The 25,251-nt window shown below is 55.2% G+C and carries 24 protein-coding genes; 11 read left to right on the top strand and 13 right to left on the bottom strand.

What is annotated here, in order from left to right:
• Positions 1-14: 14 nt before the first annotated feature.
• From O9H32_RS01230 to O9H32_RS01250, 5 genes are all read right to left on the bottom strand, one after another.
• Positions 15-1,226: a M14 family metallopeptidase gene (locus O9H32_RS01230; protein WP_269863892.1), complete on the bottom strand. Its 1,212-nt coding sequence runs from the start codon at positions 1,224-1,226 to the stop codon at positions 15-17.
• Positions 1,227-1,314: 88 nt separating this feature from the next.
• A complete protein-coding gene (gene racE / locus O9H32_RS01235; RefSeq protein ID WP_269863893.1) occupies positions 1,315-2,124 on the bottom strand; it encodes a glutamate racemase in 810 nt (269 codons plus the stop codon).
• Positions 2,125-2,312: 188 nt separating this feature from the next.
• Positions 2,313-3,584 (bottom strand): delta-lactam-biosynthetic de-N-acetylase, encoded by a 1,272-nt coding sequence (locus O9H32_RS01240; protein WP_269863894.1) that lies wholly within the window; start codon positions 3,582-3,584, stop codon positions 2,313-2,315.
• 395 nt (positions 3,585-3,979) lie between these two features.
• Positions 3,980-5,281 (bottom strand): alpha-glucosidase/alpha-galactosidase, encoded by a 1,302-nt coding sequence (gene melA, locus O9H32_RS01245; RefSeq protein ID WP_269863895.1) that lies wholly within the window; start codon positions 5,279-5,281, stop codon positions 3,980-3,982.
• A 119-nt stretch (positions 5,282-5,400) separates the two neighbouring features.
• A complete protein-coding gene (locus O9H32_RS01250; protein WP_269863896.1) occupies positions 5,401-5,829 on the bottom strand; it encodes a disulfide oxidoreductase in 429 nt (142 codons plus the stop codon).
• A 61-nt stretch (positions 5,830-5,890) separates the two neighbouring features.
• On the opposite strand from O9H32_RS01250, the gene O9H32_RS01255 reads away from it, so the two are divergent.
• The gene (locus O9H32_RS01255; RefSeq protein ID WP_269863897.1) at positions 5,891-6,754 is read left to right on the top strand and encodes an AraC family transcriptional regulator; all 864 of its coding nucleotides are present in this window, start codon (positions 5,891-5,893) and stop codon (positions 6,752-6,754) included.
• A gap of 77 nt (positions 6,755-6,831) precedes the next feature.
• On the top strand, positions 6,832-7,362 hold the full coding sequence (locus tag O9H32_RS01260) for a hypothetical protein (protein ID WP_269863898.1): 531 nt from the start codon (positions 6,832-6,834) through the stop codon (positions 7,360-7,362).
• A gap of 151 nt (positions 7,363-7,513) precedes the next feature.
• Here O9H32_RS01260 and O9H32_RS01265 read toward each other — a convergent pair whose 3' ends face one another.
• The 3 genes from O9H32_RS01265 to O9H32_RS01275 all read right to left on the bottom strand — a co-directional run bounded on the left by O9H32_RS01265 (position 7,514) and on the right by O9H32_RS01275 (position 11,445).
• Positions 7,514-8,740, bottom strand: a complete 1,227-nt coding sequence (locus tag O9H32_RS01265; RefSeq protein WP_269863899.1) for a glucose 1-dehydrogenase — start codon at positions 8,738-8,740, stop codon at positions 7,514-7,516.
• Positions 8,737-10,776 (bottom strand): glycoside hydrolase family 15 protein, encoded by a 2,040-nt coding sequence (locus O9H32_RS01270; RefSeq protein ID WP_269863900.1) that lies wholly within the window; start codon positions 10,774-10,776, stop codon positions 8,737-8,739. Before O9H32_RS01270 ends, O9H32_RS01265 begins: the two co-directional genes overlap by 4 nt.
• A gap of 231 nt (positions 10,777-11,007) precedes the next feature.
• Positions 11,008-11,445, bottom strand: a complete 438-nt coding sequence (locus tag O9H32_RS01275) for a hypothetical protein (protein ID WP_269863901.1) — start codon at positions 11,443-11,445, stop codon at positions 11,008-11,010.
• Between the two features lie 214 nt (positions 11,446-11,659).
• Here O9H32_RS01275 and O9H32_RS01280 point away from each other — a divergent pair, with 214 nt between their 5' ends.
• From O9H32_RS01280 to O9H32_RS01305, 8 genes are all read left to right on the top strand, one after another.
• Positions 11,660-12,271 (top strand): helix-turn-helix domain-containing protein, encoded by a 612-nt coding sequence (locus tag O9H32_RS01280; RefSeq protein ID WP_269863902.1) that lies wholly within the window; start codon positions 11,660-11,662, stop codon positions 12,269-12,271.
• A 39-nt stretch (positions 12,272-12,310) separates the two neighbouring features.
• On the top strand, positions 12,311-12,967 hold the full coding sequence (locus O9H32_RS01285; RefSeq protein ID WP_269863903.1) for a hypothetical protein: 657 nt from the start codon (positions 12,311-12,313) through the stop codon (positions 12,965-12,967).
• A gap of 1,362 nt (positions 12,968-14,329) precedes the next feature.
• Positions 14,330-14,920 carry a CPBP family intramembrane glutamic endopeptidase gene (locus O9H32_RS32825; RefSeq protein ID WP_406627237.1) on the top strand — a complete coding sequence of 197 codons (591 nt, stop codon included), beginning with the start codon at positions 14,330-14,332 and terminating at the stop codon, positions 14,918-14,920.
• Between the two features lie 163 nt (positions 14,921-15,083).
• The gene (locus O9H32_RS01290) at positions 15,084-15,821 is read left to right on the top strand and encodes a hypothetical protein (protein WP_269863904.1); all 738 of its coding nucleotides are present in this window, start codon (positions 15,084-15,086) and stop codon (positions 15,819-15,821) included.
• On the top strand, positions 15,793-16,350 hold the full coding sequence (locus O9H32_RS32830; RefSeq protein ID WP_406627238.1) for an accessory gene regulator B family protein: 558 nt from the start codon (positions 15,793-15,795) through the stop codon (positions 16,348-16,350). Before O9H32_RS01290 ends, O9H32_RS32830 begins: the two co-directional genes overlap by 29 nt.
• Complete coding sequence (locus O9H32_RS01295) at positions 16,322-16,444, top strand: cyclic lactone autoinducer peptide (RefSeq protein WP_269863905.1); 123 nt, start codon at positions 16,322-16,324, stop codon at positions 16,442-16,444. The genes O9H32_RS32830 and O9H32_RS01295 overlap by 29 nt, the downstream gene beginning before the upstream one ends.
• An 87-nt stretch (positions 16,445-16,531) precedes the next feature.
• Positions 16,532-18,340: a putative bifunctional diguanylate cyclase/phosphodiesterase gene (locus O9H32_RS01300; protein WP_269863906.1), complete on the top strand. Its 1,809-nt coding sequence runs from the start codon at positions 16,532-16,534 to the stop codon at positions 18,338-18,340.
• 92 nt (positions 18,341-18,432) lie between these two features.
• A complete protein-coding gene (locus O9H32_RS01305; protein ID WP_269863907.1) occupies positions 18,433-19,662 on the top strand; it encodes a phosphodiester glycosidase family protein in 1,230 nt (409 codons plus the stop codon).
• Between the two features lie 70 nt (positions 19,663-19,732).
• On the opposite strand, the gene O9H32_RS01310 is transcribed toward O9H32_RS01305, so the two are convergent.
• Positions 19,733-20,128, bottom strand: a complete 396-nt coding sequence (locus O9H32_RS01310) for a YtxH domain-containing protein (protein WP_269863909.1) — start codon at positions 20,126-20,128, stop codon at positions 19,733-19,735.
• A complete protein-coding gene (locus O9H32_RS01315) occupies positions 20,106-20,579 on the bottom strand; it encodes a DUF948 domain-containing protein (protein WP_269863910.1) in 474 nt (157 codons plus the stop codon). The genes O9H32_RS01310 and O9H32_RS01315 overlap by 23 nt, the downstream gene beginning before the upstream one ends.
• A gap of 343 nt (positions 20,580-20,922) precedes the next feature.
• On the opposite strand from O9H32_RS01315, the gene O9H32_RS01320 reads away from it, so the two are divergent.
• Positions 20,923-21,570 carry a bifunctional 4-hydroxy-2-oxoglutarate aldolase/2-dehydro-3-deoxy-phosphogluconate aldolase gene (locus O9H32_RS01320; RefSeq protein WP_269863911.1) on the top strand — a complete coding sequence of 216 codons (648 nt, stop codon included), beginning with the start codon at positions 20,923-20,925 and terminating at the stop codon, positions 21,568-21,570.
• 168 nt (positions 21,571-21,738) lie between these two features.
• Here O9H32_RS01320 and O9H32_RS01325 read toward each other — a convergent pair whose 3' ends face one another.
• Genes O9H32_RS01325 through O9H32_RS01335 form a run of 3 tightly spaced genes read right to left on the bottom strand, consistent with a single transcriptional unit; the run spans position 21,739 to position 25,144 of the window.
• The gene (locus O9H32_RS01325; protein ID WP_269863913.1) at positions 21,739-23,163 is read right to left on the bottom strand and encodes a sensor histidine kinase; all 1,425 of its coding nucleotides are present in this window, start codon (positions 23,161-23,163) and stop codon (positions 21,739-21,741) included.
• Positions 23,160-23,867 carry a response regulator transcription factor gene (locus tag O9H32_RS01330; protein ID WP_269863914.1) on the bottom strand — a complete coding sequence of 236 codons (708 nt, stop codon included), beginning with the start codon at positions 23,865-23,867 and terminating at the stop codon, positions 23,160-23,162. Before O9H32_RS01330 ends, O9H32_RS01325 begins: the two co-directional genes overlap by 4 nt.
• Positions 23,852-25,144, bottom strand: a complete 1,293-nt coding sequence (locus O9H32_RS01335) for a hypothetical protein (RefSeq protein WP_269863916.1) — start codon at positions 25,142-25,144, stop codon at positions 23,852-23,854. The genes O9H32_RS01330 and O9H32_RS01335 overlap by 16 nt, the downstream gene beginning before the upstream one ends.
• Positions 25,145-25,251: the final 107 nt, after the last annotated feature.

Below are 25,251 nucleotides of genomic sequence, written 5' to 3' on the forward strand. Positions count from 1 at the left end.
CGGTTGTGGTGTACTTATACTTGCAGCCGTAGGCCTTCCAGCATCAGCGGGAGCAGTTCGTCGTAGATCCGCGGGAACTGCGAGATCGGCAGCGGATTCACGCCGAAGCCCGCTTCGATAGTGAATCCCGGCCGGCGGAACTCCTGGATGAACCAATCCTTGTAGCCGGCATCGCTGCCGGTCAGCTTCACGGCCCGGTATCCGCTGATCCATGCCAGCCGCCCGGCGAGCTCCGCGGCCTCCGGCGGTTCGCAGTCCCGGTAATTCCAATAGATCTCACGGCCTTGCGTATGGAAGGCCATGACCATGGAGAGCGGCCTGCTGCGGGTGAACGCCGCCATCGCGGCGGCCTCCGGTTCTGTCAGCGGCGCGCTTCCGGGATAATCCCTCGGCCCGGGTCCGGGCACTCCGCGCCGGTCCCTCTCCGCCTCCCAGCAGGCCGGGAACTGGTCGTTGAGATCCACGCCGCGAATATTCGCCTTCCAGCCGGAGAAGTCGTGCGAACCGCCGTTCCACTCCAGCAGCCTGCCGGAAGACGGATCGCCAGGCGCGGCTCCATGATGCACGAGCTCCACCCCGTCCGGATTGACCATGGGAATCAGCCACAAGGTCGTCTGCTCGAACAGCGGGCGTACTTCATACCCTCCAAGGGAAGGAGCGCCTGTATATACCGTGGCGGCATACTCCTCGAGGAAGCGCATCAGCAGCAAGGAAGTAATCCATTCGTTGGCATGAAAGGAAGCATTATAGAGCACTTCGCTGGGTCCCTGCCCGATCCGCACCCACGGGATGTCCCTGCCCGACACGCTGCGGCCGATCGAGCCAATCGACAGATCAGGGTACTTCTGACCGAGCAGAGACAAGTCTTCCATCATCTCCGCGTACCCATAGGGCTCGGCGCACCGCAGCGCGGTAACGCACTCCTTCGCCGGGATGACCAGCGGTTGTCCGATCCGCAGCCGCCGGGGATCGACCCCCGGATTCGAAGCGGCAAGCTCCGGCACGGTCAGACGGAAGCGTTCCGCCAGACTTCCGTACGTATCCCCTGCCCGCACCGTGTACCGGTTCGCCGACCCCACGGGGATATGAATCACTTGGCCCGGGTGGAGCGTGTCACCCTCGCTGATCTGGGGATTGGCCCCATAGAGCGAGGCCAGGTTCGTCCCGTACCTCGCAGAGATCCGGCTGAGCGTATCCCCGCGCCGCACCACATAAGGAAATGTCATGCTGCAGCCCTCCTGTACCGCCGGCAGCCGGCGGTCATTTGACAAGCCTGCCTGTTTGTCATGGCTTCCTAATCTATATGTGGCGCAATTAAATAATATTCGGCACCCGCCAGACCACCGGCGTCACCTTGATTTGTTCGTTCAGCCATGTTTGGGCGATCGACTTGAACATCCGCGGCTCGCCGCTGCAGAAGAATTGATGGACCGGCATCGTCCCTCTCGCAGCGAGCAGGCCTTTATGATAAAGGATCGTACTGATTTCTCTGGCTGTCTCATCGGCCGAGGAGATCAGCGTCACGCCAGGTCCCATCACTTCCCCGATCACCTCGGATAAGAAGGGGTAATGCGTGCAGCCGAGAATGAGGCAGTCCATCGGCAGCCGGCGCAGTCCCGTCAGCGTCTCTTCCACGACGCGGCGTGTGTGCTCCGTAGCGAATTCGCCCCGTTCGACGAGGGGGACGAACAGCGGACAAGCCTGGCTCACGACTTCGATCTGCGGAGCGATTTGCCGCAGCGCCAGCTCATAGGCATGGCTCTTGATCGTTCCTTCCGTCCCGATCACGCCAACCGATTGATTGCGTGAAGTTTTGATGGCGGCACGCGCGCCCGGATGAATCACTCCGATGACCGGAATGGATACCCGGGCACGGATCTCTTCCAAGGCCACAGCCGTGGCCGTATTACAGGCGATGACGATCATCTTGGGTCCGAACTGCAGCAAATAATCAACGATTTGGTGCGTGAAGCGGGCCACTTCCTCCGGCTCTCTCGGTCCGTAAGGCGTTCTTGCCGTATCGCCGAAATAGATAATCTTTTCCTGGGGGAGCTGCCGCATGACTTCCTTCGCCACGGTCAAACCGCCGACCCCTGAATCCAATATGGCAATCGCTTGCTGCACGTGGGTTTCGCTTCCTTTATCTTGGAGTGTGATAACCTTCGGTGAATTCTCCCTATTTTATGTGGGGAGAGGAAGAAAGGTACCAACCCTGCGCGGAACTCCGCTGCAGGCTTATTCATAGTACCAGAGGCCGGGACAAATGAAAACCCCGCTGCGGCTGACAGCGGGATGAGGGATACATGATGAAATTAGGGGGCGTCCGGAGGCTCGATATCGCTCAGCAGAGCGAACTCGTAACCGGCTTTGCGGACTTCTTTGATAATGCGGTCCAGCGCCTGGATGTTCTCCGGCGAGCCTTGGTGCATCAGGATGATGTTGCCGTCATGGAGGTTATTCATGATGTCGTTGTAGGGATCCTCCGCCCCGTTCTTACGGGGCTCCCAGTCCCGCATGGCGGTGGACCAGAAGACCGAGGTATAGCCCATTTCCGATACCTTCTGGAGGATATGCATGTTGTACCGGCCGTAGGGGAAGCGGAAGTACGGCTGGATTTTCTCTCCCGTGACTTCCTTGTACAGCTTCTCGTAATCCTGGATTTCTTGGACGATCTGCTCGTCGGTCTGCTCGTTCATATCGGTATGGGTCATCGTATGGTTGGCGACCAGGTGTCCGTCCTTCACGAGCTGGCGTACGAAATCCGGATCTTTCTTCACATTATAGCCGGCAATGAAAAAGTTCGCTTTGGCTTTATTATCCCTAAGCGACTTCAGCAGCAGCTTCGTATCGCCGAGCGGACCGCCCGTATCGATCGTCAGGTACACTTTCTTGCCCGTACCGACCCAGAGCGCCTTGGTTCCCTTGGGGTAAGTCTTCGTCTCCCCCGGGAAGTTCGGCACTTTGCCCTTCGGCTGCTTCATGTAATACCAGGACAGCGCCTTGCGGTCGCCGGTTCCCTGTGCGGGCGGCTGCTTCGAGCCCGCATTCCCGGCAGCGGCTGCCGCAGGATTGCGCAGGGCGGAAGATGCGCTCTTCGCACTGTCCGCCGGTTTGGCGGAATCGGACGGCTTCGCTGACTCAGCGGCCTTCTCTGGCGCCTTCGAACTGCCAGCCTCCGCGTTCTTGTCCTCTGTACCGGCAGCGGCATTGGAGCTGGTCTTGGAACCGGAGCCGGCTGCGGCTTCCTTCGGCTTCTCTTTCTCCTCGGCCGTCCTGCCCCCGCCGTCAGCTTGGTCCTTCGCTTCTCCCGAAGGCTGCGCGGTGGTTTCCTTGGCCGGTGCGGTCTCTTGAGGTTTCGTGCCGGAAGCTTCCCCGTTCGCGGAGGCTTGGGCCTTGGCGGTATCCGCCGGTGCCCCGGCGCCCGGTCCGTCCTCCACTTTCACGCTGCAGCCTGCGAGCAGCACACCGAGCGCTGCGGCGAGCAGTGTCATTCTGGCGGTAGAGTTCATTCTCAGCTCTCCTTTATCCGTGATGCTGACATTCGCCGTTCGTCCTCGGAAGAGCGAATTCACGTTCGCGTCCATTGTACCAAAGGCTTCCTGTACTGGCAATCGCAAGAGGATGGGGATGCCGCCGCGGCCACGGGCTGCAGCGCTTAGAGTTACAGCGCAGCGGACAGCGGAGACAGACTTTAGCGGTGAGCGGCTGCGACAGGCTGCGTCCGTCACCGGAATCTTCCGCTGGGTTACCCGCACCACCGCGAAGAAGCCGTTCTTACGCGCGGCAGCGTGTACGAACGGCTTCTTCAAAATGCTAGAATTTATATCTCGCCAGAGCTCGATCCCGTAATCATCTACTTCTTATAAACGCGCATCGTCCTTCAATGGACGGCGAAGCCGTTTATCTTCTACGGCTGTGCCCCGCCCTGCACGGCAGCGCCGGATGAACGCACCGGTGAGGCAGCGTCCCGCCGTCCAGCTTACCGGTACTCCGGCAGCCAGCCTCCGTGGGCTTCGATCAGGTCGTCGCAGAGCGCTACAATCTCGTCGATCGACAGCTCTGCGGCCGTATGCGGATCAAGCAGTGCGGCGTGATAGATATGCTCCTTCTTGCCGGTGACGGCCGCCTCGAGCGTCAGCAGCTGCGTGTTGATGTTGGTGCGGTTGAGCGCAGCGAGCTGCGGCGGCAAATTGCCGGCATACGTCGGCGTCACGCCGCTGGCATCCACGAGACACGGTACCTCGACGCAGGCCTCCTTCGGCAGATTGGGGATCAGGCCGGTGTTCATCACGTTGCCGCCAATTTTGAACGGCACGTTCGTCACCATCGCCTCGAAGATATAGGAAGCGTATTCATGAGAACGCTTGTGCTCCAGATTTTTGCTGCCGACAAGCTCTTCGCGCATCGTTTTCCATCTTTCGATCTGGTCCACGCACCGGCGCGGATACTCATCGAGCGGAATGTTGAAGCGGTCGATAAGCTCGGGGTAATTCTTTTTGATGAAATACGGGTGGTATTCGGCATTGTGCTCAGACGACTCCGTGACGTAATAGCCGAAGCGCTGCATGAGCTCGAAGCGCACCATGTCGCCGTGCTTCTCCTTCTGCTTCTCGAGCGCGCGCCGCTTGATCTCCGGATAAAGGTCGATGCCGTCCTTGGTCACCTCAAGCAGCCAAGCCATGTGGTTGATGCCGGCAATCTTCGTCTGTACGCCCTCTGTCTCCATACCCAGCGATTGGAAGAGATGCGGCATGCACACCTGTACGCTGTGGCACAGGCCGACCGTCTTGATGCCTCCGTAGGTGATCATCGCATTGGTCAGCACAGCCATCGGGTTCGTGTAGTTCAGGAACCATGCGTCCGGGCATACTTCCTGCATATCCCTGGCGAAGTCCAGCATGACCGGAATCGTACGGAGGTTCCGGAAGATGCCCCCGATCCCGAGCGTGTCCGCAATCGTCTGCCGCAGGCCGTACTTCTTCGGAATCTCAAAGTCCGTAATCGTGCACGGATCATAACCGCCCACCTGGATCGCATTCACTACGAACCGGGCCCCCCGCAGCGCTTCCTTGCGGTCCGTATACGCTTTCACAACACAGCTGCTCCCGGCCGTGGACTTCAGGTTATTGAGCATATTCTCCGAATCCTTCAGCCGCTCTCCGTCGATATCGAACAGAGCGAGCTCGAAGCCCTGCAGTGCCGGCGTGAGCATCACGTCACCGAGCACATTCTTCGCGAATACGGTGCTTCCCGCACCAAGGAACGTAATCTTGTCTGCCATTCTTGAACCGCCTCCCAAGCGTTGGTTGAGTAGATCCTGCCTAAGGAAGACTATACTCCTGCGCCTGGGAAAACGATATGGACACATGCGAGAACTATATGGACGATTGTCGGATGGGACTAGTCCCGGTCCGCCGCCCACAGCAGCAGCTGAATGATCGTGATCAGGGCAAAAGCGATCAGCGCCAGGAACGGAATCGTGATGAAACCGAGCCAGTCGATATAATCGACATCGCATGGAACGAGGCCGCAGGCCGTCGCCCCGCTTTTGAACCATTCGGTCTTCTGCATGAGGTAGTGATATAACGAGATGCCTCCGCCCCAGATCGACATCGGCAGTACATAGTGGTACAAATGTCGTTCCTTGCGAATGGCCGCGACGGCCAGTATAATCACGAGAGGATACATCAGGATCCGCTGGAACCAACAGAGCCTGCAGGGCTCATAGTGCATAATTTCCGAAAAGTAAAGGCTGCCGAGCGTCGCCGTCAAAGCGACCACCCAAGATAAATGCATGGCATTCTCGCGAATAAACGGCTTCCATCTCATGAGTCTATTGTCTCTCCCTTCGATATTCCCATCATAACAGAACAGCCGGAGGTGTGTCATCATGGCCGAGAGATTCCATTCGGTAGCGATCAATCCCGCCCCCGGCAGGGGGGAACTGACCGTGCTGTTCGGCGGACATGCGGAGACGCTGCCCCTGCACAAGGTAGGCCCGCAGGTGCTCGACTACCACCTGGTTCATCTGGTCACTTCGGGAAGGGGAAGCTTCCGCTGCCTGGGCCGCGACTATCCGCTCGGACCCGGCGACAGCTTCTTCATCTTCCCGGGGGAGCTGGTCTCCTATGCCTCTGACGAAGAGACGCCTTGGTCTTACCGCTGGATTGGGTTCAAAGGCACGATCGCGGACGAATCCCTCAGCGCCCTCGGGATCTCGCAGCATCAACCGGTGACCCGCTCCAAGGAAGTCCGCCGGCTCGGCACCCTCTTCCATCTCATCGAGCAGTCGCTGGCTTCGGGACGACCCGGAGGCGATTTTCATTCGGGCGGCTACCTTCGCCTGCTAATCTCCGAGTATGCTCGGGACGCTGCCGCCGCGGCGCCGCCGGTTACCGAGAGCTCCATCATCCAGCAGCAGGTGCAGCAGGCGATCCGCTGGCTGACGCTTCAATACTATCAACCGATTTCCATTGAGCATATGGCGAAGACGCTCGGTTATCACCGGACCCACCTCTCCAAGATGTTCAAACAGCACACCGGCATGTCCCCCATGCAGTTTCTGCTGAAGGTCAGGATGGAGCGGGCGAAGCAGCTGCTCACGGAGAGGCTCACGATCGAGCAGGTCGCCTCATCCGTCGGGTTCGCCGATGCCCTGTACTTCTCCAAACAGTTCAAAAAGTGGTACGGAGTCTCCCCTTCCGAGTACCGGAACAGCCAAAGCCCTTATACCGGATGTACCAGCGGCTGCTGAAGCGGCCGGAACAGGCAGAAGCTTCGACAAGGAGTATCTCTGCCGGTGATCTGTACGGCGAAAGGAGAGGCTTCACCATGAACTTACGGAACCGCATCTTATGGATTAATCTATTGTGTACCCTATTCGTCGCCTCGCTGGTTCCGGCGGAGGGCGTTACTTATGCGCTGAGCTGCGCCGTCAAGCCGTCCGCTCCCGAGGAGTACGACCGCAGTACGCTCGTATTCCGCGGCATCGCGGAATCCAAGGATGGGGACGAGACGGTCACCTTCCGCACGGTCTCTACCTGGAAAGGGCAGGAAGAGAGGCGCCTCGAGGTCAAATTCAGCGGGTGGACCCCGGTCACGCTCGGCGATGAGTACCTGGTCTATGCCGCGGAGAAGGACGGTATACCCACAGCTCACCTCTGCGGCCGTACAGGCCTTTGGTCCGCGGCACAGGACGACCGGACGTTCCTGCCCGCGCCGCTGCACACCTACGATCCGGAAGCGGATCCGCCTATGTCCGCCTTGGCCCGGACCCTGATCGGCGCCGCGCTGGTGATCGTGCTGCTGTTCGTGCTCCGTGTATATAGCCTGCGCAGCCGCAAGAATCGCTCAGAACGCTGATCCATGCCGCGGCCGCAGCCACGGGAGGGCATGGACCCCCAACCACAAAAAAAGCGAGAACTCATCCAAACGAGTCTCGTTTTTTTGCACATTTGCCTATATCTGCTCATATGTTGCTCATCAGCGGCGCGCATACCTGCCGCCGGGATACTCAGACCGTAAAGCTGTACACCACTTTCGCTTCCGCTGCCCCGCTTTCGTCTTCCGTCCGGACCAGCCGGCCCCACTCCTCCTGCGGGACGACATCCACTACGGCTTTGATCCCGAGCTTCGCAAAGTCGAGCTGCGGCACGTCTTCCATGCGCAGCCGTTCGGTCACCAGCTTCCCGAGGACGCCCGGGAAGCGCTCTTCCATCTGCTGCAGCCGGTACAGCCCCGTCTCGAAGTCCCTTCGGGACGCGTTCACCGAGCCCAGGATAAGCTTGTTCTCGAGCACCAGTTCCCGGTTGAGCAGATCCGCCGACACGCGGATGCTGCGGTTGCCGGGGGTGACCCCGAGCAGCGCCAGCACGCCGTTCGGCGCGAGCGCCTCCATCGCATCGAAGGCCAGCGGGCTGAAGCCCGTGCATTCGAAGATGAGGTCGGCCCGCTTGCCCTGCGCGGCCAAGAAAGCGCTCAGCGGCGATATGCCCGCTTCTCCGCCCTCCCCTCCAGCGGCGGCCGGGGCATCCTCCGCCTCCTTATACAGCCCGCCGCAGGCGCGCACGAGCTGCGCCCCGGCCGAATCCTCCGGCGCCTTCGACCAGACGACGGTGTCTAGGCCGAGGCACCGGCAGGTCAGCGCCGCCAGAAGGCCGAGCGGCCCGGAGCCGAGCACGACCGCCGTCTTCGGCTGCCAGACGAGCCGCTGCTGCACGCGCTGCACCTCGCTCCACACCTTCTCGACGATGCTCTGCGGCTCCGTCATGACCCCGTACGGCAGCGCCTCCGCCGGCACGCGCACCAGATACCTCGCCTCCTCGACATAGTACTCGGAGAGGTACCCGTGCGCCCCCTTGATGCCGCGTTCCACGTAAGCGCCGCTCTCGCAGAAGTCCTGCTGCCCGTTGCGGCAGGCTACGCAGCCTGGCACCGCGCAGGGCCGGCGCACGAGAGCGCAGACCGCGTCCCCGGGCCGGAAGCCCGTCGCCGGGTCAGCCTCTTCCACGACGCCGAGCGACTCGTGCCCGATGATCAGAGTCGTGTCGCCTTCCGGGGGTAAGCCGTATTTTTCGCTGACAATCTCGCGGTCCGTCCCGTCGAGCCCGACGCACAGCACCCGCACCAGCACCTCGGACGGCGTACGCCGCTGCGGACGCTGGGCTTCGCCGAGCTCCAATCTCGGCTCCCCGCCTCCGCCGGGAGCTGACGCCAATCCCGTCACCCGAATCGCTTTCATGCTTTTCCCCCCATCGGCGCGAGCAGTTTCTCATCGCTCTGGTCTTCCCGCCCGCGTTTTTGATGCTGGAACCCCTTCAGCTTCGCAAGGTATTCCTGGACCACCTTCACGAAGGTGGCGTGAGACCAGGTCAGCGGGGAGACGGACATCGGCTCGCCCGTATACGGGTGAACCTGCTCGGCGAGAATGCCCGACGGCAGAGCATGGCTCATCGTCCAGCGGATGAGCTCCATCGCCGCTCCGAGCTCCTTCTCTCCTGTTGCGGTAGCGATGAGATACTCGGCGTACCACAGCGTACAGATGAACCAGGGGTTGCCGGGTACCTGATTCACGTCCTTGGTCACCTGGTGGTAGTAGTCGTTGCTGTACCTCGCCAAGCCGCCTACGTTCGTCTTCACCCACAGCTTCTCGCGGATCGCTCCCATCGTTGCGGTGACCCTCGGATCGCCGGCTGGGAACAGGCCGAAGTCGAACACCGCATACATGCTGGCATCGAGCGTGAGATCCGGCTCGTACGTGTTAGCGTCATAATTCCAGACCAGGGACCGGATGAAGCGCTGCTCGCTTTCCGAATACATATGCTTCTCTGCCGCAAGCTTCACCTTCTCCGCCTGGTCGCGGTAGTACGCGCTGCGGGCCTTATCCTGAAAGTAGTCCGCGAAGTTCGCCGCAGCGAGCAGCCCCGCGTAGACGCTGGCTACCGTGAACAAGTGAACGCCGTAGCGTTCCTCCCACAGGTCGTAAGACGGAAGCGGAAGCCCCGATGCATCCTGATACTTCGACATGAAGTCGGCCGCCGGAAGCACGAGGTTGTCGTAATCATCGCGGGACTCGTCCAGCGTCCGGGCGAGCTTATGGTGATGCCACAAGGCGTAGATGACAAGCGCCGTCTCATCCTCCTGGATGGGCAGCTGCATTTGACCCCGCGCATCGATCCAAGGATGCCAGGATGACCCCGGCGACCCGTCCGGGTTATATTTGTGCAGGAGGTAGCCATCCGGCGAGAGGCCTTTTTTGCAGAATTGGAAGAACCTCTTCGTCAGCGCATGATAGCCCGAGCGGTCGAGCGCATGCGTAATCAGAGCCCCGTCGCGGGGCCACATATACGAATACGTATCCTTATTGAACTTCATGATGTCGGAGTCGTTGGCGGCAATAATCGCCCCGCGGTTATCCGTGTTCGCCCTCACAATAAGCAGGCTGCGCTTGTAGAACGACGCCACGTCGGCATCGAGCAGCGACAAGTCGTGCCGGTCCATCGCCAGCCACTGCTGCCAGTGGTTGTACGTCCGCTGCAGCAGGGTATGCGGGTTGACTTTGCGCACATCCTTCTCCAGCCGCTGAATATCCGCTGCGCTCCGTCCGAAGGCGATCCAGAACCAAGCCTCCTTCGTCCCGTTCCCCGGCACCTGCAGCTCCAGTTCCACCGTCCCGTCCACCGAGCCTTGGGCGATCGGGTTGCGTCCGAGCTTCCCGTCCTCCGCGTCCCGCCATGTCCCCTGGAGATGGTTCATCTCCTTCTGTCCGGTCGCGAACGAAGAGACCCCGGCCTCCTTCCCTCCCCCGGCCGAGCAGGAGAGAGACAGATAGCGGTGCCCTTTATAAAAGACCAGCGACTTCAGCTCGGGATCGTAATAGACCGTATCCCCCACCCCATTGCCGTAGAGATGCAGGTCGAGGTGAAAATACAGCTTCACCGTCCGCTCCTCGCTCCGCCGGTTCTCGATAACCACCTTACGGATGAATACGTTCTCCTGTACGTCCACCCCGTCGCGGATCAGCAGCCCAAGCCCGAGACGGTCATGCGTGCACTTCACGTTCGTAATCAGCGACTCGTTGAGATAGCCGGCTTCTTTCTTCAGTTCGGGGTTGTCGATCCAGAAAAAGTCCTGGGCCGTCCATACCCCGAAGTGCGAGAGATGGTCCAGCGCCTGGTTCTCCTGACCCACATAAGGGTAGTACATATCGCGCATATTGTAGTTCGTATCGAAGTTCATTAGAATGTTGCCGTTGCCGATCGGCAGATCACGGGCCACTATGGTTCATCCCCTTCCTGTTCTTCCTACTTTCCCCTCAGATTCCACCCATTTATTCACTTATCTTCAAAAAACCGTCGCAAACCGTGCCATGATATGGTATACTCCTCGATGTGTGAAGACGCTTCACGCAGAGTCTCGATCATGCAAAAAAAGACCCGCCAGAAGGCCGGTCTTACACGATATGAACTGGTTTAGCCCTGATCTCTCAGGGCTGTCTACAGGGTTTGTTCATTTTCTCTTCCTCCCGTGCTTCACGAGCGTCATCCGGCGTGAATGGCGGAGCCAGGAATAGTACGCCTTCAGGTCGCGCAGCTGAATATCTTGGGATACGCGTCCAAGGAAGGTAACCACAATCATTTTGTGCAGGGGATTCCCCGCGATGTCCGTCTCCTCCTTCAATTCCACAAACTCCGCAACCATCACCAAATCTTCATCAATCAGGTATACATCTTTCTCGTTGGCATAATAAGGCTGGATGTTGTCATTCTTCATTTTGTCCCATAAGAAGGAACAGATATGTTCAATTCCGCCTTGTTCCGTTTCTACGCGTTCTGTCCACCGGCTTAGCGCATGGCTCGTAATCACAATATCCGCCACTTTATAGCCATTGAATGGAACGTAGAACGGTTCGTAAGTACTCCATCGGTTCATGATCTTATCTCTCATTAGTTGTCCCCCCTTTTTTTACACAAAGTATACTAGTTCTAATGTATTATTGATATTACAAACAGTCAAGACTTACTTCAGTACATTAAAGATTTTTTTATAAAGCTATTTCATTTCGAACGTTTGTCCGGTACAATAGGACAGGAGAGGAGTGAACAGGATGGGACAGCCTATTCCTGATTTCGGTAAATTCTTAGAGGGTCTTAGAGGTTCCATGTCTTTAAGGGAAGCAGCCAGAAAAAGCGGATTGTCGCACGCGTACATACGAGACCTTGAACTGGAACGCAACCGATCGACTAACGACAAAATTACGCCGTCGCCGGACACGCTCCAAAAGCTCTCCGCCGCTTACGGATATCCCTATACGGAACTCATGATCAAAGCAGGACACCTGATGAGCGATGATGTCGCCCCAGTGGTAACTCGGAGCTATCCGGACCTTGACCTCACCCAAGTTTACTTTATCGAAATCGGCATGAAAGAAATTACGTACCACACGGACGCCGACCGATTAGCCTGGAGCATCGACTCCCTGCTGGATTTCAGCACATTCTTGGATACCCTCGATGAACACGGTTTCAAAAAAATGGATGCGGACCTCTACGTGAACCTGCACCATATCCGCCATTACGACGAACGCAAAGGCAAGCTGTTCTTCGATGAAGAAGGCAAAGGAGTCTTTGTCACCATCTCGGCGATCCGCCAGCGGAAGTACCACGACCTCATCAACCGTTACACAGCCAACAATACCCAGCGCAGCCTGGAATTCACATTCGGCAAAGCCGGCAAGAAAGCTTCCTTCACAACAGCAGAGAAAAACATATAAATCAAAAGGGATAGGTGCTTGCAGCAAGGAGTTAAGGAAATGATAGGTGTTGCATTGTTTTATTCCGGGTTTTATCTAATTTTATGGACACTTCTGCTTTCTTTGGGGCTCGCTTTGTTTCGATTGCGCATTGCTTCGTTCATAGCTCCCCTTATGATCTCCGTGCTTCCATTGTCCTTCATCTCCGTGCTTCTACAATTACTTGACAAAGCCTACCTCACATCCATCATTCAGCCCGTCGGCGCAGTTCTCTGCTACGGGCTTATTTTTCGTTTTCGATGGTGGCACTCCATCCTCATGGTTGTTCTGTACTATCCTATTAATATCTTTTTTGAACTATTCTTTAATTTTGTAATGACCAGCTTCTTATGGGATCGCGTAGTTCATCATATGGTCAAAGATGACCTTGTTTCCGTGGGCGTCCTTCTTCTTATTGGGAATTTTATGTTGATTTGGTTTTTACAGCGATATAGACTAGGATTCACTTTTATTGAGGTCCCCCCCTCCCATGCACGCTTTAAGAAATTCTCGGACCAGATGCTGGCTTTCTTGCTTGCTGCTTTCGCTATCTTTGGAATTGTTGGCTTCGCTATGTATTTCCTGAATACTTTCGTAATGATTTTTATTGGGTTCGCATTAACCTTAGTTTGGCTGTGGATTATTCGATTAGCTTACCGAGCGGAGATTATGGACTGAGGAGGATCTAGGTTGGCGTTGGAGTCTTCGTGGATATTTATAGTGGCTTTTCTGTTCTATTGGCCTACAGCATTCACTTTATCCTTGGTGTTATTCAGACAACAAGTAAAACCATACCTATCAAACATTGTAATTTCTTCCCTGATTATGGCTAATATCACATACATCGTACAGTCAGGACAAATTCCTCTGGGAATTGCCGTAGTACAGCCACTTGTTACTTTACTCTGTTTTTGGCGCATCTTTAGAATAAAATTCACCCATTCTCTTATCGTATTCGTATCATATTATGTGTTCAATTTTTTCGCCGAAGTTATTTTTTATATTTTTCTAAGCCAACTTACTGACAGCTCTTTTATCATTCTGGCAAGGGACAGCGTGCTTCCTCCCTTCTTGTTCCTAACCATTGTGAATATTATTACTGCGTCCGTCTTGCATAAATACCGTCTAGGATTCTCTTTCATTTCATTTTATACGAGGAAAAGTAACATTTCTCATTTACTCCCCATTACAATTGCTTGTCTGTTAAGTGTATGTACAGCTACCGCGTCACTTTTTTTATCACATAAAACAGTTATTCCTTCTGTATCAATCGTATTTGTGACCATCGGTTTTATTCTATACCAGTTCTATAGGAAAGAGATGTCAGAGTAACTATGCTAATGTTAAAAGGAGAGATTTTTTGAAAATAGTAATTCATTCTGTTATTAATATCCTTATCTTATGGCCATCGCTGTTTATATTAGGACTATCCCTATTCAGGCAAAAAGTAAATCCCTATTATAAAAGTATTTTTATCAGTACCCTTGTTATGTCCACAGTCTCTCTCATCGTTCATAACACGTTCTTAGAGCCGGCTATGACACTAATTCAACCTATCTTTTTAATTCTCTGCTTTTATTTGATATTACGCTTGAGTTTACTGCACTCCACCATTATTTGTGTTACTATTTATATTTTCTCAGCCTTCGTGGAACTGACATTAATGGCTCTTCTAAGTAATATGAATTGGGACCGTTTTTTGCAAGGCATGCAAGAATATAACTATATACAAGGTACTACAATAGGCTTGTTGAATTATTTGGTTGCATGGCTGCTCCATAAGACAAGACTTGGCTTTACATTTATCCATGTCCGGCAAAGACATGTCGGCCCCTCAAATGCCAATTCTCAAATAAGCTATATTCTGGTCCCAGCTTTCTTCTACATGGCCGCATTAAGTATGGTAATATTCCACCTTGATCAGTTTCTTTTGATCAATTTAGCATTTCTTGTTGTAGCTCTACTCTATCTTTTGATTTGGATGTATAAGAGGGAAAGAAACGACTAGTGGAATAAATAAATTTATTTGAGGATAGACAAATGAGTGCTAATAAGAAATATGTGTTACTCACGGGGTTTTATATAAGTTTTAATTTGCTTGGAAATAATATTTCACTATCGAATAAATATATTATCACTTTGGGACCGCTTATTTTTTTGGTATTTACATTGTACTTGCTGAGCGACCTTTGGATATCTTACGACTTAAATTTACTTAAAAACAAAACTCTCTATACGCAGGGTTATCTAGCTTTACAAAATATTCTTATTATTCAAGCAGTAGGAACTTTAATAATTGGCTCATCTACTACCGAGACGGAGAACCTCTTAACACAATATCCGATTATAACAATACACCTACTTTTGGTAGCCCCCATTGTCGAGGAGATTATCTTCAGGAAGATAATATTTACTACATTACTCCAATGCACTAATTTCCACTTTGCAGCACTGGGCTCATCAGTTCTTTATGCAATACTTCATTTTAATACTTATCGGTTGATACCTTACCTACTTATTGGCTATATTTTTTGTTGGTTGTACCACAAGACGCATGCTCTAGCATCCACAATTTTTGTACATGCTTCAATAAATGTTATTACAATCATCGTTTATAGCATTAAAAACTGATTTACTATCTGAGCCTTCAATTTTCGACAAAAAAACTTGTCTGAGACTAGAAAGTATATTAAACTTGAATTTAATGTAATTCATAGTAAATGACCACGTACATACCTATATCTTTGTTATAATTTATGAATACAATTTCTACAAACAGGGGAGCCAAATTCATATGGGCTTTGCAATAAATGTTTTTTTCGGGACGATTGAATTTGTGGCACTAATTGCATTAGCCTTATCAATGTTCCGCTTTCAGTTTTATTATTATTTACCCAAAATAATAGGAATTGCATTTCTGATGTCTTTTGTATCTTTCTTTTTTCGAGATATACCTCAAATGGGTATATTCGCTATCCTAACAGCTCTTTCCATTGAAGTCATACTCATAATGATTGTATATAGGATTCCTTTCTTTTATTCACTTCTTGTTAGCTTTTGTGGTTATACTGCCGGGTTATTGATTGAATTAGCCGTTGTTTTTAGTGGGAAGTCCATGAACTTATTTGATGAAAAGCAGATACAAGAATCAGATTTAACACTTACCATGATTCAATGTATTACTGCTTTACTAATCTGGGCAATAATTTACTTTTTACAACAACGAAAGATTGGCTTTCTCTTTAAAACAAAAAATTTATCCTCAAAGACCGCACTTAAAGGCTACAACTTCTTAATTGCCTCTATATTAATTCTTGGATTAATATTGGCTCAAATTGAATTGATATCTTTTTACAATAATAAATCTATAAGTATGGTGATTATTAGTATATTGGCAGTTACGTTTTTAATAGGTATTTTATTGGCATATAAACATAATAAAAACATTATTAGAGAAACTTACGAGAGGCCGGTAAAAGATGAATTGGATCGATCGATGCGCAATGAAATGCGTAGAAACAATTCGAAATAATTACGAGGAAGCGGCTTCTGAAAAGGTTTTATTTTATGCCCTTAGCTTACTAATTAACACTGTTATTTCTATCATCTCTGTTTTGTTAGTTTCATATTTAACTAACCATTTTATCGAAGCGATCATTGCGATTATTTGTTTCTTAGTTTTAAGAAATATAAGTGGGGGGTTCCATTTAAACTCCTCACTTTCCTGTTGTATATTTACCATAATTATACTAATCTTTTCAATTCACATAAACATTTCCTTTTATTACGTTGGTATTATATTAAATATAATTAGCTTAATAATAGTTATACATAACGCTCCAAGAGGTTTAGAAAACGTCTCCCGATTAAATCCAAAATACTATATTATTCTCAAATTAATTACTATCACATTCTTATCAATAAATTTTTTTTTTGAATCATCGTTGCTATCTGTTATTTTCTTTGTCCAATCACTTACTCTAACTAACACAGGTTACTTGCTAGTTGCTTCTTTGGAAAGGAGATGGGACAATGAAAAGAAACATTGCAAAGATCGCTAGTATAGTACTTACAATTATTGCTTCCATGTTTGCTTATACAAATTCAATATTTGTTCACCGCCCCGAAACCCCGGAGGAACTCCTCAAAAAGTAAGTACGCCATACATATAGCATACGGATCACCAGGCTGATCGGCTGGGTAGCCGGCAGCCTAATCCTTCTCCTATGGAGCTGAAAAGAAATGCAGAAAATTCCCGTAACGCGTGACGGCAAGAGAGGCTCGGAAGTGCTGATCCTTGATGCCACGGATGTAGTGAAGATCGACCGCATCCGCGAACGCGAGATTATTGTCCATACCCAAGAGGAAGCGTTCTACTTGGACTTTTCATTCGATAACCTGGAAGAATGGTTATTCGAAGACGGGTTTCGCATGCTCGACAGCGCCAACATAGTCAACATGAATCATGTCGAAGAGTATGATTTCCGCAAGGGACTCGTGTACTTGAACGCCCCGGGGACTAAGAACCCGAAGACCGCTTCGGCGGCCCGCATCCATAAGGAGCATGTAGAGAATGCCGTGCAGCTGATCAAGACGGCAGACAGTTCCTATGCGGAGCACAACCCGGAGCTGGCCGAAGAGCTCTTCGCCAAGATTATCAGTGAAACGAACGATTATCATCTACTCCGTTCCTATGCCACGATCCGCGCCGTGAACGAGCGGAAATGGGCGGAAGAGAAGATTCAACATATGGCTTACCACGACGCGCTTACCGACCTGCCGAACCGGCTTATGTTCGATGAGAAGCTGAAGCAGTATTTTAACGAAGCCCAGCGAACCGGCAGGATGATGGCCGTCATGTTCTTCGATCTCGACCGCTTCAAGGTCATTAACGATACGCTGGGGCACCACGTCGGCGATCAGCTGCTCCGCCTGTTGGCCCGTAAGCTCCGGGCTTATGTCAAAGATAAAGACATCGTCGCCCGCTTCGGCGGCGATGAGTTCATCATCCTTCTGACGAACATGACGGACGCCGACGAGCCTGCCCAATTCGCCAAAGGGATACCCCATCTGCTCAAAGATCCTTTTGTGATTGAAGGCCATGAGCTGTTTGTGACCGCCAGCATTGGGATCAGCTTGTATCCGAACGACGGCAAGGAAGTCGATACCCTGCTGAAGAACGCCGATATCGCGATGTACCGGTCCAAAGAAAAGGGCGGGAATGCTTATCAGTATTACCACCCCGACATGAACAAGCGCTCGCTGCACCGGCTGAATCTGGAGATTCACCTGCGCAAAGCCTTGGAGCGGGGCGAATTCCAGGTGCATTACCAGCCGATCGTGGATCTGCGCAACGGCAGCGTCTACGGCATGGAGTCGCTGGTGCGGTGGCAGCATCCGGAATGGGGCGTTGTCTCTCCGGGAGAGTTCATCCCGCTGGCCGAGGAGACGGGCTTGATCGTACCGATCGGCAACTGGGTGCTCTTCGAATCCTGCAAGCAGAACCGGCGCTGGCACGAGCTCGGCTATCCTCCGCTGGTGGTCTCGGTGAACATCTCGGCGATTCAATTCAACCAAATGAACTTCGTGCAGGTCGTCACGGACGCACTCACCGAATCCGGCCTGGCTCCCGACCGTCTCTGTCTCGAGATCACGGAGAACATCGCCATGAACAACGTACCGCATATCATCGAGACGATGCAGAAGCTGAAAGCGCTCGGAGTCGGCATCTCCATTGACGATTTCGGCACCGGGTATTCTTCGCTGAGCTATCTCAAGCGCTTCCGGGTGCAGACGCTGAAGATCGACCAGTCCTTCATCCGCGACGTGACGATGGATGAAGATAATGCGGCGATTGTGACCGCGTTGATCGCCATGTCGCACCGGCTGAAGATCAAGTCGCTGGCTGAAGGCGTCGAGACCCAGGAGCAGCTCGACTTCTTGGTGGCGCAAGGCTGCGACAAAATTCAAGGCTACCTGTTCAGCAAGCCGATTCCGGCCGACGCGTTCGAGAATATGATCAAAGAAAATCGACAGCTTTACATGCACTAAGGGAAGAAAGACAGCGCTGCTGCAACTTTCTTTTCTTTTTTTTCGTCCATACGGGTAGAAGCCTTCACTTTTACTCTGAAAGGAATTGAATCATGTCTCTCCCCTTATCCGAACCATCCGGCCGATCACCGGCCCGATCTTCCTCCGCTTCGAAACCAATCAAGAGAATCCGCCGTTCGTCGTCCCGGCTCACCCTCTTCTTCTATACGTTATCCCTGTTGTTTCTCTTCGGGTCCATGGGAACCCTGTGGTTCTTCCTAACGGCGTCCGGCACCCAGATGCGAATGCTGATGGCGGATACCTTGATAACCACCCAGCACCGGCATTGGGCCCAGTACCTCATCGGTCCCGAAGAGCTCGACAAACGGGTGAACCGCTATATGGCCCAGTTCGACCATTACTCGGAAGTCGAGGACAAGGGAATGGTTCATGTCGGAACCGACGAGACGGTCAGTCCCGAGGTGGAGGACCAACCTCCCATCTCTATTGAGGAGATCAGCGGCACCAACTTCAAGGGCAAGCTGCTCATCGTACGCGACCCCAAGAAACTGCGGATTGCCGTACCGGGAACGAAGGGCAAGGGCGAGAAGGTCAGCTCGATGGTCCAGCGTCTCGATGCCATAGCCGGAGTGAACGCAGGCGGCTTCGTCGATCCCGAGTGGAAAGGCAACGGGTTCCAGCCCACGGGCCTCGTCATCTCAGGAGGCCAAATCTTCTACAATGACGGCGGGATGAACGCGTCCAACCATATCGTGGGTATTGATAAAGACGGGCGGATGATTGCCGGTAAGTATACAGCCAACCAGCTCATGGAGATGAACGTGCGGGAGGCGGTCACCTTTGCTCCCCGGTTCATCGTGAACGGCGTCGGCCAGATCCGGAATCAGGGGGACGGCTGGGGAATTGCCCCACGTACCGCTATGGCACAGAAAGAAGACGGCACCATTCTCTTCGCCATCATCGACGGCCGCCAGCCGGGGCACAGCATTGGAGCGAGCCTGTACGACATCCAGCAGATCTTCCTGGAGCATGGCGCCGTCACGGCGGCCAACCTCGACGGAGGCTCGTCCACGGTGCTTGTCGTCAACCCGAAGCATAACGGAACGGCCGGCAGCGCCTCCGGTGACACGACGGCAGCAGCCGGAGGGACCAAGGGCAAGCCGGGAGACGCCGCGCTCAAGCCACTGAACAAGCCGTCGAGCGAATACGGCGAACGCTATCTCCCTACAGCCTGGCTTGTATTCGACGATCCGGAGCAAGCCGGGATCCGCAATATTTGGGAAGGCATGGACCCGCGTAAGATCGATGCCTCCAAGTGGTAGACGCCAAGAACCGGCTGTTCACGGAGAACTGCCGGTTCTTGGCATTCACTCTTCCGAAGGAAGCCGGGAATTACTGCTCCTCGGTATCGGCTGTCGTAGCCGCAACGGATGCTTGGGCGGCCGCCACTTCATCCGAGCCTTCTCCGGAGCCGTTCTTCTTGAACGCCTGCCCTACCTGAACCGCTGCCAGCTTCGCCTTGCCGGCCAGCTCCGAGGTCTGGCGGGAGATCGTACCTGCTGCCGTCTGCGTCTTCTCCGATACGACGGAGACGACCTGCTTCGACTTCTCGGCTACTTCCGCCGCCAGCTGCTGTGTCTTCTCCCCTACCTGCTGTGCGCCCTCGGCAATGTCCGAGCGCAGTTCCCGGCCGGATTTGGGGGCAAACAACAGAGCTGTCACCGCTCCCAGTACCGTTCCGACCACGGCGCCTACGAGCAAATCTTTACCTTTTTTCGGTGCTGTCATGTTCACTACACTCCTTCGCTTTGGCCTGCCTGGATGCCTGCCACCGCTGCCACAGATGAAGTCCGGCGGTCGTCAGCTCCACCATGTCGCCCACAGTGTCCCGGGACTGGCTCAGCGTATGCTGGGCTGCCTGCACGGTCTGCTCTACCGCCGCCGAAGCCGCCTCCACCGAGCGGGACAGCCGCTTGACCGCCGTCCCCGCTTCCGCTGCGGCCTCGATCCATGGATCAGCCGCCCGCATCCGCTGATGCAGGTCTTCGACCACCACAGTCGACGCCTGAAGCAGCCGCTCGGATTCCTCTCCGCTGCGCTTCACCTGCGCCTGGACCTCTTCGAGCACCTCGACCGTCCTGCGCAGCGACACCCCGGCATCCCGCATGAGACGAACCGCACACACGGCAAGCCCAACGAATGCCAGCATACAGAGCCCGAGTCCCCACTGCCACCACATGGCGCTGCTCCCCTTCCTGCCGGTAACGGGGCCTGAGCCCTGACCTTCGGCCTCCTGGCCCGTTCCCGGGTCCTGGCGGGTATGTACCCGCCGGCACCTTCATCTGCCGCCTGACGCAGCCCCCAGGGCGAATGCCCATGAGATAGTACAGTATAAGCGGGTCTCCGGATTTTGACACACATTCCGTGAAAAAAGGACCGGGCTCCCCTCCCTTGATCCGCTCCCGGGTCATTGGCAAATTCTGAAATTGCGCTATAATGAGAGACTAGTAGGGTCATCGGTTCCGGCTTCCCGCAGGGGAGGGGATCCGTGCCCAGGAACGTGCGAAAGCGGGGGAGTATATATGAATCGGGAGCAAGGCTTGGCCCTGCTGGAAAGCGCCAAAATCGTGGCGATCGTGCGGGGCGTCAAAGAAACCCATATTCTGGATGTGGCAGAGGCACTGCTGGACGGCGGTGTACCTGTTATGGAAGTGACGCTGAACACGGACGGGGCGCTAGGGATGATCTCCCGTCTGCAGGAGACCTTCGGCGGGCGGATGTATATCGGCGCAGGCACGGTGCTCGATGTGGAAGACGCCCGCGCCGCCATCGAAGCGGGCGCCTCCTATCTCGTCACGCCGAATACGGACGAGAATGTGATCCGGTATGCGGTAGCCCGCGAGATTCCGATCTTCCCTGGCGCCATGACGCCGACGGAAGTCGTCCGGGCCTGGAAGGCCGGGGCATCGGCGATCAAGATTTTCCCGGGCGCCAGCCTCGGCATCGGCTACATCAAGGAGCTGATGGGGCCGCTTAGTCACATCCCGATGATGGCCGTAGGCGGCGTAACGGAAGAGAACATTGGGGACTACATACAAATAGGCTGCTATGGGGTCGGGATTGGCAGCTCGCTCATCAACCTGAAGGAGATCGAAGCCGGCAATTACGCCTGGATCCGGAGCAAAGCCGCAAGGCTCGCGGCCGGTGCCAGAGGAGCGGCCTTGACTTAAGCCAGAAGCCATGGCGGCTCTTCCTATGCCGGCTTCGACCCGCCTGATTCCGCGCCAAACAGGAGGTACCGAGAGGGCCTCCTATTTGGCGCGCTGCGGTGGTGAACGCCTCTCCCGAAAGCGACTGACTCGCCGCAGCACACCCTCGCCGCCTTCCTCGCAGCACTATCACGCTTCCGCCGAATCCACAGCCAGCGGCAGGAGAAGGCGGACCGTCGTTCCTTCCCCCTCGGCTGAAGTCAACTCCATCGATCCGCCATGCAGCGCCACGATCTCGCTGCAGATCGCAAGGCCCAGTCCGGTGCCTTCCTGCTTCGGGTCCGCCTGGTAGAACTTCTGCTCCACCTTGCCGAGGTGCTCGGGGGGGATGCCGATGCCGTTGTCCCTCACCTGGATGTCGGCGATGCCTTCGCCTGGCCGCGTCACCTCCAGCTCGATCCACCCGTCCGCCGGCGTGAATTTGATCGCATTGTCGAGCAGATTCAGCAGCACCTGCTTGAGCCGGTTGGCATCCCCGCGCACAGTCAGCCCTTCTTCCGGCAGCCGCAGCCGCAGCTCCTGGCGTTTGCCCATCATTTTGGACTTCATCTGCATGGCCGCTTCTTCCACCAAGGGCAGCAGAGGGACCGCCGAGGCATCCAGCTCGATGTTCTTCTGGTACAGCCTCGAGAAATCGAGCAGTTCCTCGACCAGACCGACCAGCCGTTCGGTTTCTTTGGAGATGATCGACAGCCCGAGCCGCGTCTCGTCCCGGTCCTCGAGGTCGCCGGTGAGCATCGTCTCGCTCCAGCCTTTGATCGAGCTTAGCGGCGTACGAATTTCGTGGGAGATGGAAGAAATCCAATCATTCTTCAGCGATTCGCTGCGTACAATTTCACTGGCCATATAATTCAGCGTGCCCGCGAGCTCGCCGATCTCATTGCGGTGCGAGGCGTCCAGCCGGACATCGAAGCGCCCCCGGGCCATCTCAGCCGAGGCCCGCGTCATGACCTTGATCGGCCTCACGATCGAATCCGCGAGCGTCAGGCTGAAGAGCAGAACGAGGAGCAGCACCAGCGCGCCGACGCACGCGGAGATGCTGTAGATCATGCGCAGCACCCGGTCCACTTCTCCCAGCGACGTAACATATCGGGCAACCGCAAGGGTCTGTCCGTCGAAGACCAAGGGGGTCGAGACGGCCATAATATGTTCGCCGGTCGCCGGATTCGTGCCGCTCCAGACGCCGGTGCCTCCCTTCCACGCTTCGGCCACGTCGGCCGTGCGCACGAGGCCCGAGGACACGAAGCCGCTCGTGCCCGCGAGTACGCTGCCATCCCGGTCGACGATCTCCAGCTCCGCCGTCTCATATGCAAAATTCGTCACGAGCCGGCTGAGATGCTGGCTCAGATTCGTATAATGCAGATCGCCCGCAAAACGCGTGTAGAAAGCCGTCGAGACCTGGGCATGGTTCGAGAGCACCCCGACGATCCCGCTGTAATAGAACTGCCGGACAGCGATGAAGAAGACGCCTTCCACCAGCACCAGCGTCAGCAGAACGGCGATCACGAAGCGGGAGACCACCTGCAGACGCAGCGAGCGGTGTCCCGTCTTCATGGGCGTCCCTCCCAGTTGAAGCGGTAGCCGCTGCCCCAGACCGTCTCGATGAAGGCCGGCTTCGACGGCTGGTCTTCGATCTTCTGGCGCAGGCGCCGGATGTTCACATCCACGATCTTCGGATCGCCGACATAGTTGACGCCCCAGACCGCATCCAGCAGGGCGCCGCGTGTCCACACCGGATGCTCGCGGTCCATGAGCAGGGATACCAGCGAGAACTCCGTCGGCGTAAGATCGATCCGCTCCCCGTGCTTCAAGAGCTCCATGGCGCCCGGCCGCAGCTCGAACGGGCCGCAGACGACCGCCGGCTGCCCTTCTCCTCCAGGCTGGGGGGAGCGCCCGATGCGGCGCAGCAGCGACTGGATCCGGGCCATGAGCTCGACGGGGCTGAAGGGCTTGCTGACGTGGTCGTCTGCTCCAAGTGACAATCCCATCACCTTGTCCTGCTCCTGCACCTTGGCTGTGAGGAAGATGATGCCGATCCGCTCGTTGACTTCCCGCACGCGGCGGCACACCTCGAACCCGTCGATGCCCGGCACCATGACATCCAGCAGCGCAATATCAAACCCTGGCTCCCCGAGCAGCAGGGCCAAGGCTTCATCGCCGCTAACCGCCTCGCTGACTTCATGCCCCTGGCGCTTCAGGTTCACGACCACGAAGCTGCGGATGGAGTCTTCGTCTTCCAGTATCAAGATTCGGCCCAAGACGGCGCACTCCCTTCGCTTTTCATCTCCGACAGCAGGTGCAGCCGGCTCCGGTACGCTTCCGCCTCCCGGTTCAAGGCAAGTACCGTATTCGCTGTCCGGTGAACCGGCAGCCAATCCGTCTGCTCCTCATTCCAATCGTCGGCCCGGAATATCCGGATTTCGGCGAGGCGCTCGGTGCTGTCTGGCGCGGTAATGAACCGGACCGAACTCCCCTCCTCGATCTCAAGCGTCGTCTCCTTCGGCCATTCCGGAGGAAAGTCGAAATAATAGCCGTCCTGCCCGTTCCAGTACCGCTGCAGTACCCGCTCGAATCCGCCGCTTCCGTCCCAGCGGTCATAGGTATAGATCCAGGGGATCACCGCCACGGGCTGATCTTCCCAGCCCGGCGGTTCGACCATGCCTACGACATCCAGTATCCCGTCCCGGTCCGCATCCTCGCTTGGGGCCGAATAGGCCTTGTATGTCCGCTCCGGGTCGAAGGCCCTGCGAAGCCGGCCGTCCCGGTAGATCAGCATCTCCGTATAAGAGGAATGTGCGCCTACCGCGGCATCCAGCACGACTCCCCGCAGCTCCGGTGTCACCCTTCCGCTGATCATGTTGTAATAGCCGCTCACCGTGCCGTCCAGGTGCAGGGTGCTCAGCTTTTGCAATTTGTTCCCTTCATATTGGTACAATACGGCCGCAGAAGTCCGCTTCTCCCGGTCATGCAGAATCACGGTCAGATCCTGGCGTTCGTCACCCGTGAGATCGTCGATGACGTAATCGGTATACGGCAGCTCGAACTTCTTGACGGCCTTGCCGTTCTCCAAGGCATAGACGGCCAGGCCCTTCGGCGCATCTTCCTTCGTGGCATAAGCCGCCACCAGATTCACGCCGCGGGAGGCGTCCTCCAGGGTGATCCGCTCGAACCTCAGCTCGTCGAGCTCGTAGCCCGCGCCTTCGAACGAGTCGATACGCTTCCAGGGACCGTCGCTTTCGCTCCAGATTTCCCCGTGCAGCTGCTCGCTCTCCTTGATTTTATAATAAAAGACCGCCTCTTCGCTTCCGTCCCCGTCCAGATCGACGAGCGAGATGGCACCCGCTTGTACGGCATTGCTCGGACGGATCAGGGCGGCCCCTGGGGGCAGAGACGATTCGATCGTCGACTTCAGCGTCTCCTGCTCCGCCGGCAGCTTCGGCAGCCGCATATAGGCTCCGGGCTGGCCGATTAGACTGCATCCCGTACAGCTCCAAAGTGCCAGCAGAAGCATCCCGCTCACCAGGCAGCGTCCCATTCTCGGCACCCCCTTCCTATTCCCGTACAAAAATCGCGCATTTCGCCCCGTTCTCCGTGTATTCCGCTCCTAACGGGGGTAATAGCCACTAACAGCCTGTCCTATAT

Origin of the sequence: Paenibacillus caseinilyticus (genome assembly GCF_027533645.1) — a bacterium.
Classification (GTDB): Bacteria; Bacillota; Bacilli; order Paenibacillales; family NBRC-103111; genus Paenibacillus_G; species Paenibacillus_G caseinilyticus.

Excerpts from the sequence above, each read along its gene's own strand:
- O9H32_RS01230 (WP_269863892.1), bottom strand. The coding sequence starts at position 1,226 with ATGACATTTCCTTATGTGGTGCGGCGCGGGGATACGCTCAGCCGGATC.
- O9H32_RS01240 (WP_269863894.1), bottom strand. The coding sequence starts at position 3,584 with ATGGACGCGAACGTGAATTCGCTCTTCCGAGGACGAACGGCGAATGTC.
- melA (WP_269863895.1), bottom strand. The coding sequence starts at position 5,281 with ATGGCAGACAAGATTACGTTCCTTGGTGCGGGAAGCACCGTATTCGCG.
- O9H32_RS01250 (WP_269863896.1), bottom strand. The coding sequence starts at position 5,829 with ATGAGATGGAAGCCGTTTATTCGCGAGAATGCCATGCATTTATCTTGG.
- O9H32_RS01255 (WP_269863897.1), top strand. The coding sequence starts at position 5,891 with ATGGCCGAGAGATTCCATTCGGTAGCGATCAATCCCGCCCCCGGCAGG.
- O9H32_RS01260 (WP_269863898.1), top strand. The coding sequence starts at position 6,832 with ATGAACTTACGGAACCGCATCTTATGGATTAATCTATTGTGTACCCTA.
- O9H32_RS01265 (WP_269863899.1), bottom strand. The coding sequence starts at position 8,740 with ATGAAAGCGATTCGGGTGACGGGATTGGCGTCAGCTCCCGGCGGAGGC.
- O9H32_RS01275 (WP_269863901.1), bottom strand. The coding sequence starts at position 11,445 with ATGAGAGATAAGATCATGAACCGATGGAGTACTTACGAACCGTTCTAC.
- O9H32_RS01280 (WP_269863902.1), top strand. The coding sequence starts at position 11,660 with ATGTCTTTAAGGGAAGCAGCCAGAAAAAGCGGATTGTCGCACGCGTAC.
- O9H32_RS01285 (WP_269863903.1), top strand. The coding sequence starts at position 12,311 with ATGATAGGTGTTGCATTGTTTTATTCCGGGTTTTATCTAATTTTATGG.
- O9H32_RS32825 (WP_406627237.1), top strand. The coding sequence starts at position 14,330 with ATGAGTGCTAATAAGAAATATGTGTTACTCACGGGGTTTTATATAAGT.
- O9H32_RS01290 (WP_269863904.1), top strand. The coding sequence starts at position 15,084 with ATGGGCTTTGCAATAAATGTTTTTTTCGGGACGATTGAATTTGTGGCA.
- O9H32_RS32830 (WP_406627238.1), top strand. The coding sequence starts at position 15,793 with ATGAAATGCGTAGAAACAATTCGAAATAATTACGAGGAAGCGGCTTCT.
- O9H32_RS01295 (WP_269863905.1), top strand. The coding sequence starts at position 16,322 with ATGAAAAGAAACATTGCAAAGATCGCTAGTATAGTACTTACAATTATT.
- O9H32_RS01300 (WP_269863906.1), top strand. The coding sequence starts at position 16,532 with ATGCAGAAAATTCCCGTAACGCGTGACGGCAAGAGAGGCTCGGAAGTG.
- O9H32_RS01305 (WP_269863907.1), top strand. The coding sequence starts at position 18,433 with ATGTCTCTCCCCTTATCCGAACCATCCGGCCGATCACCGGCCCGATCT.
- O9H32_RS01310 (WP_269863909.1), bottom strand. The coding sequence starts at position 20,128 with ATGACAGCACCGAAAAAAGGTAAAGATTTGCTCGTAGGCGCCGTGGTC.
- O9H32_RS01315 (WP_269863910.1), bottom strand. The coding sequence starts at position 20,579 with ATGTGGTGGCAGTGGGGACTCGGGCTCTGTATGCTGGCATTCGTTGGG.
- O9H32_RS01320 (WP_269863911.1), top strand. The coding sequence starts at position 20,923 with ATGAATCGGGAGCAAGGCTTGGCCCTGCTGGAAAGCGCCAAAATCGTG.
- O9H32_RS01325 (WP_269863913.1), bottom strand. The coding sequence starts at position 23,163 with ATGAAGACGGGACACCGCTCGCTGCGTCTGCAGGTGGTCTCCCGCTTC.
- O9H32_RS01335 (WP_269863916.1), bottom strand. The coding sequence starts at position 25,144 with ATGGGACGCTGCCTGGTGAGCGGGATGCTTCTGCTGGCACTTTGGAGC.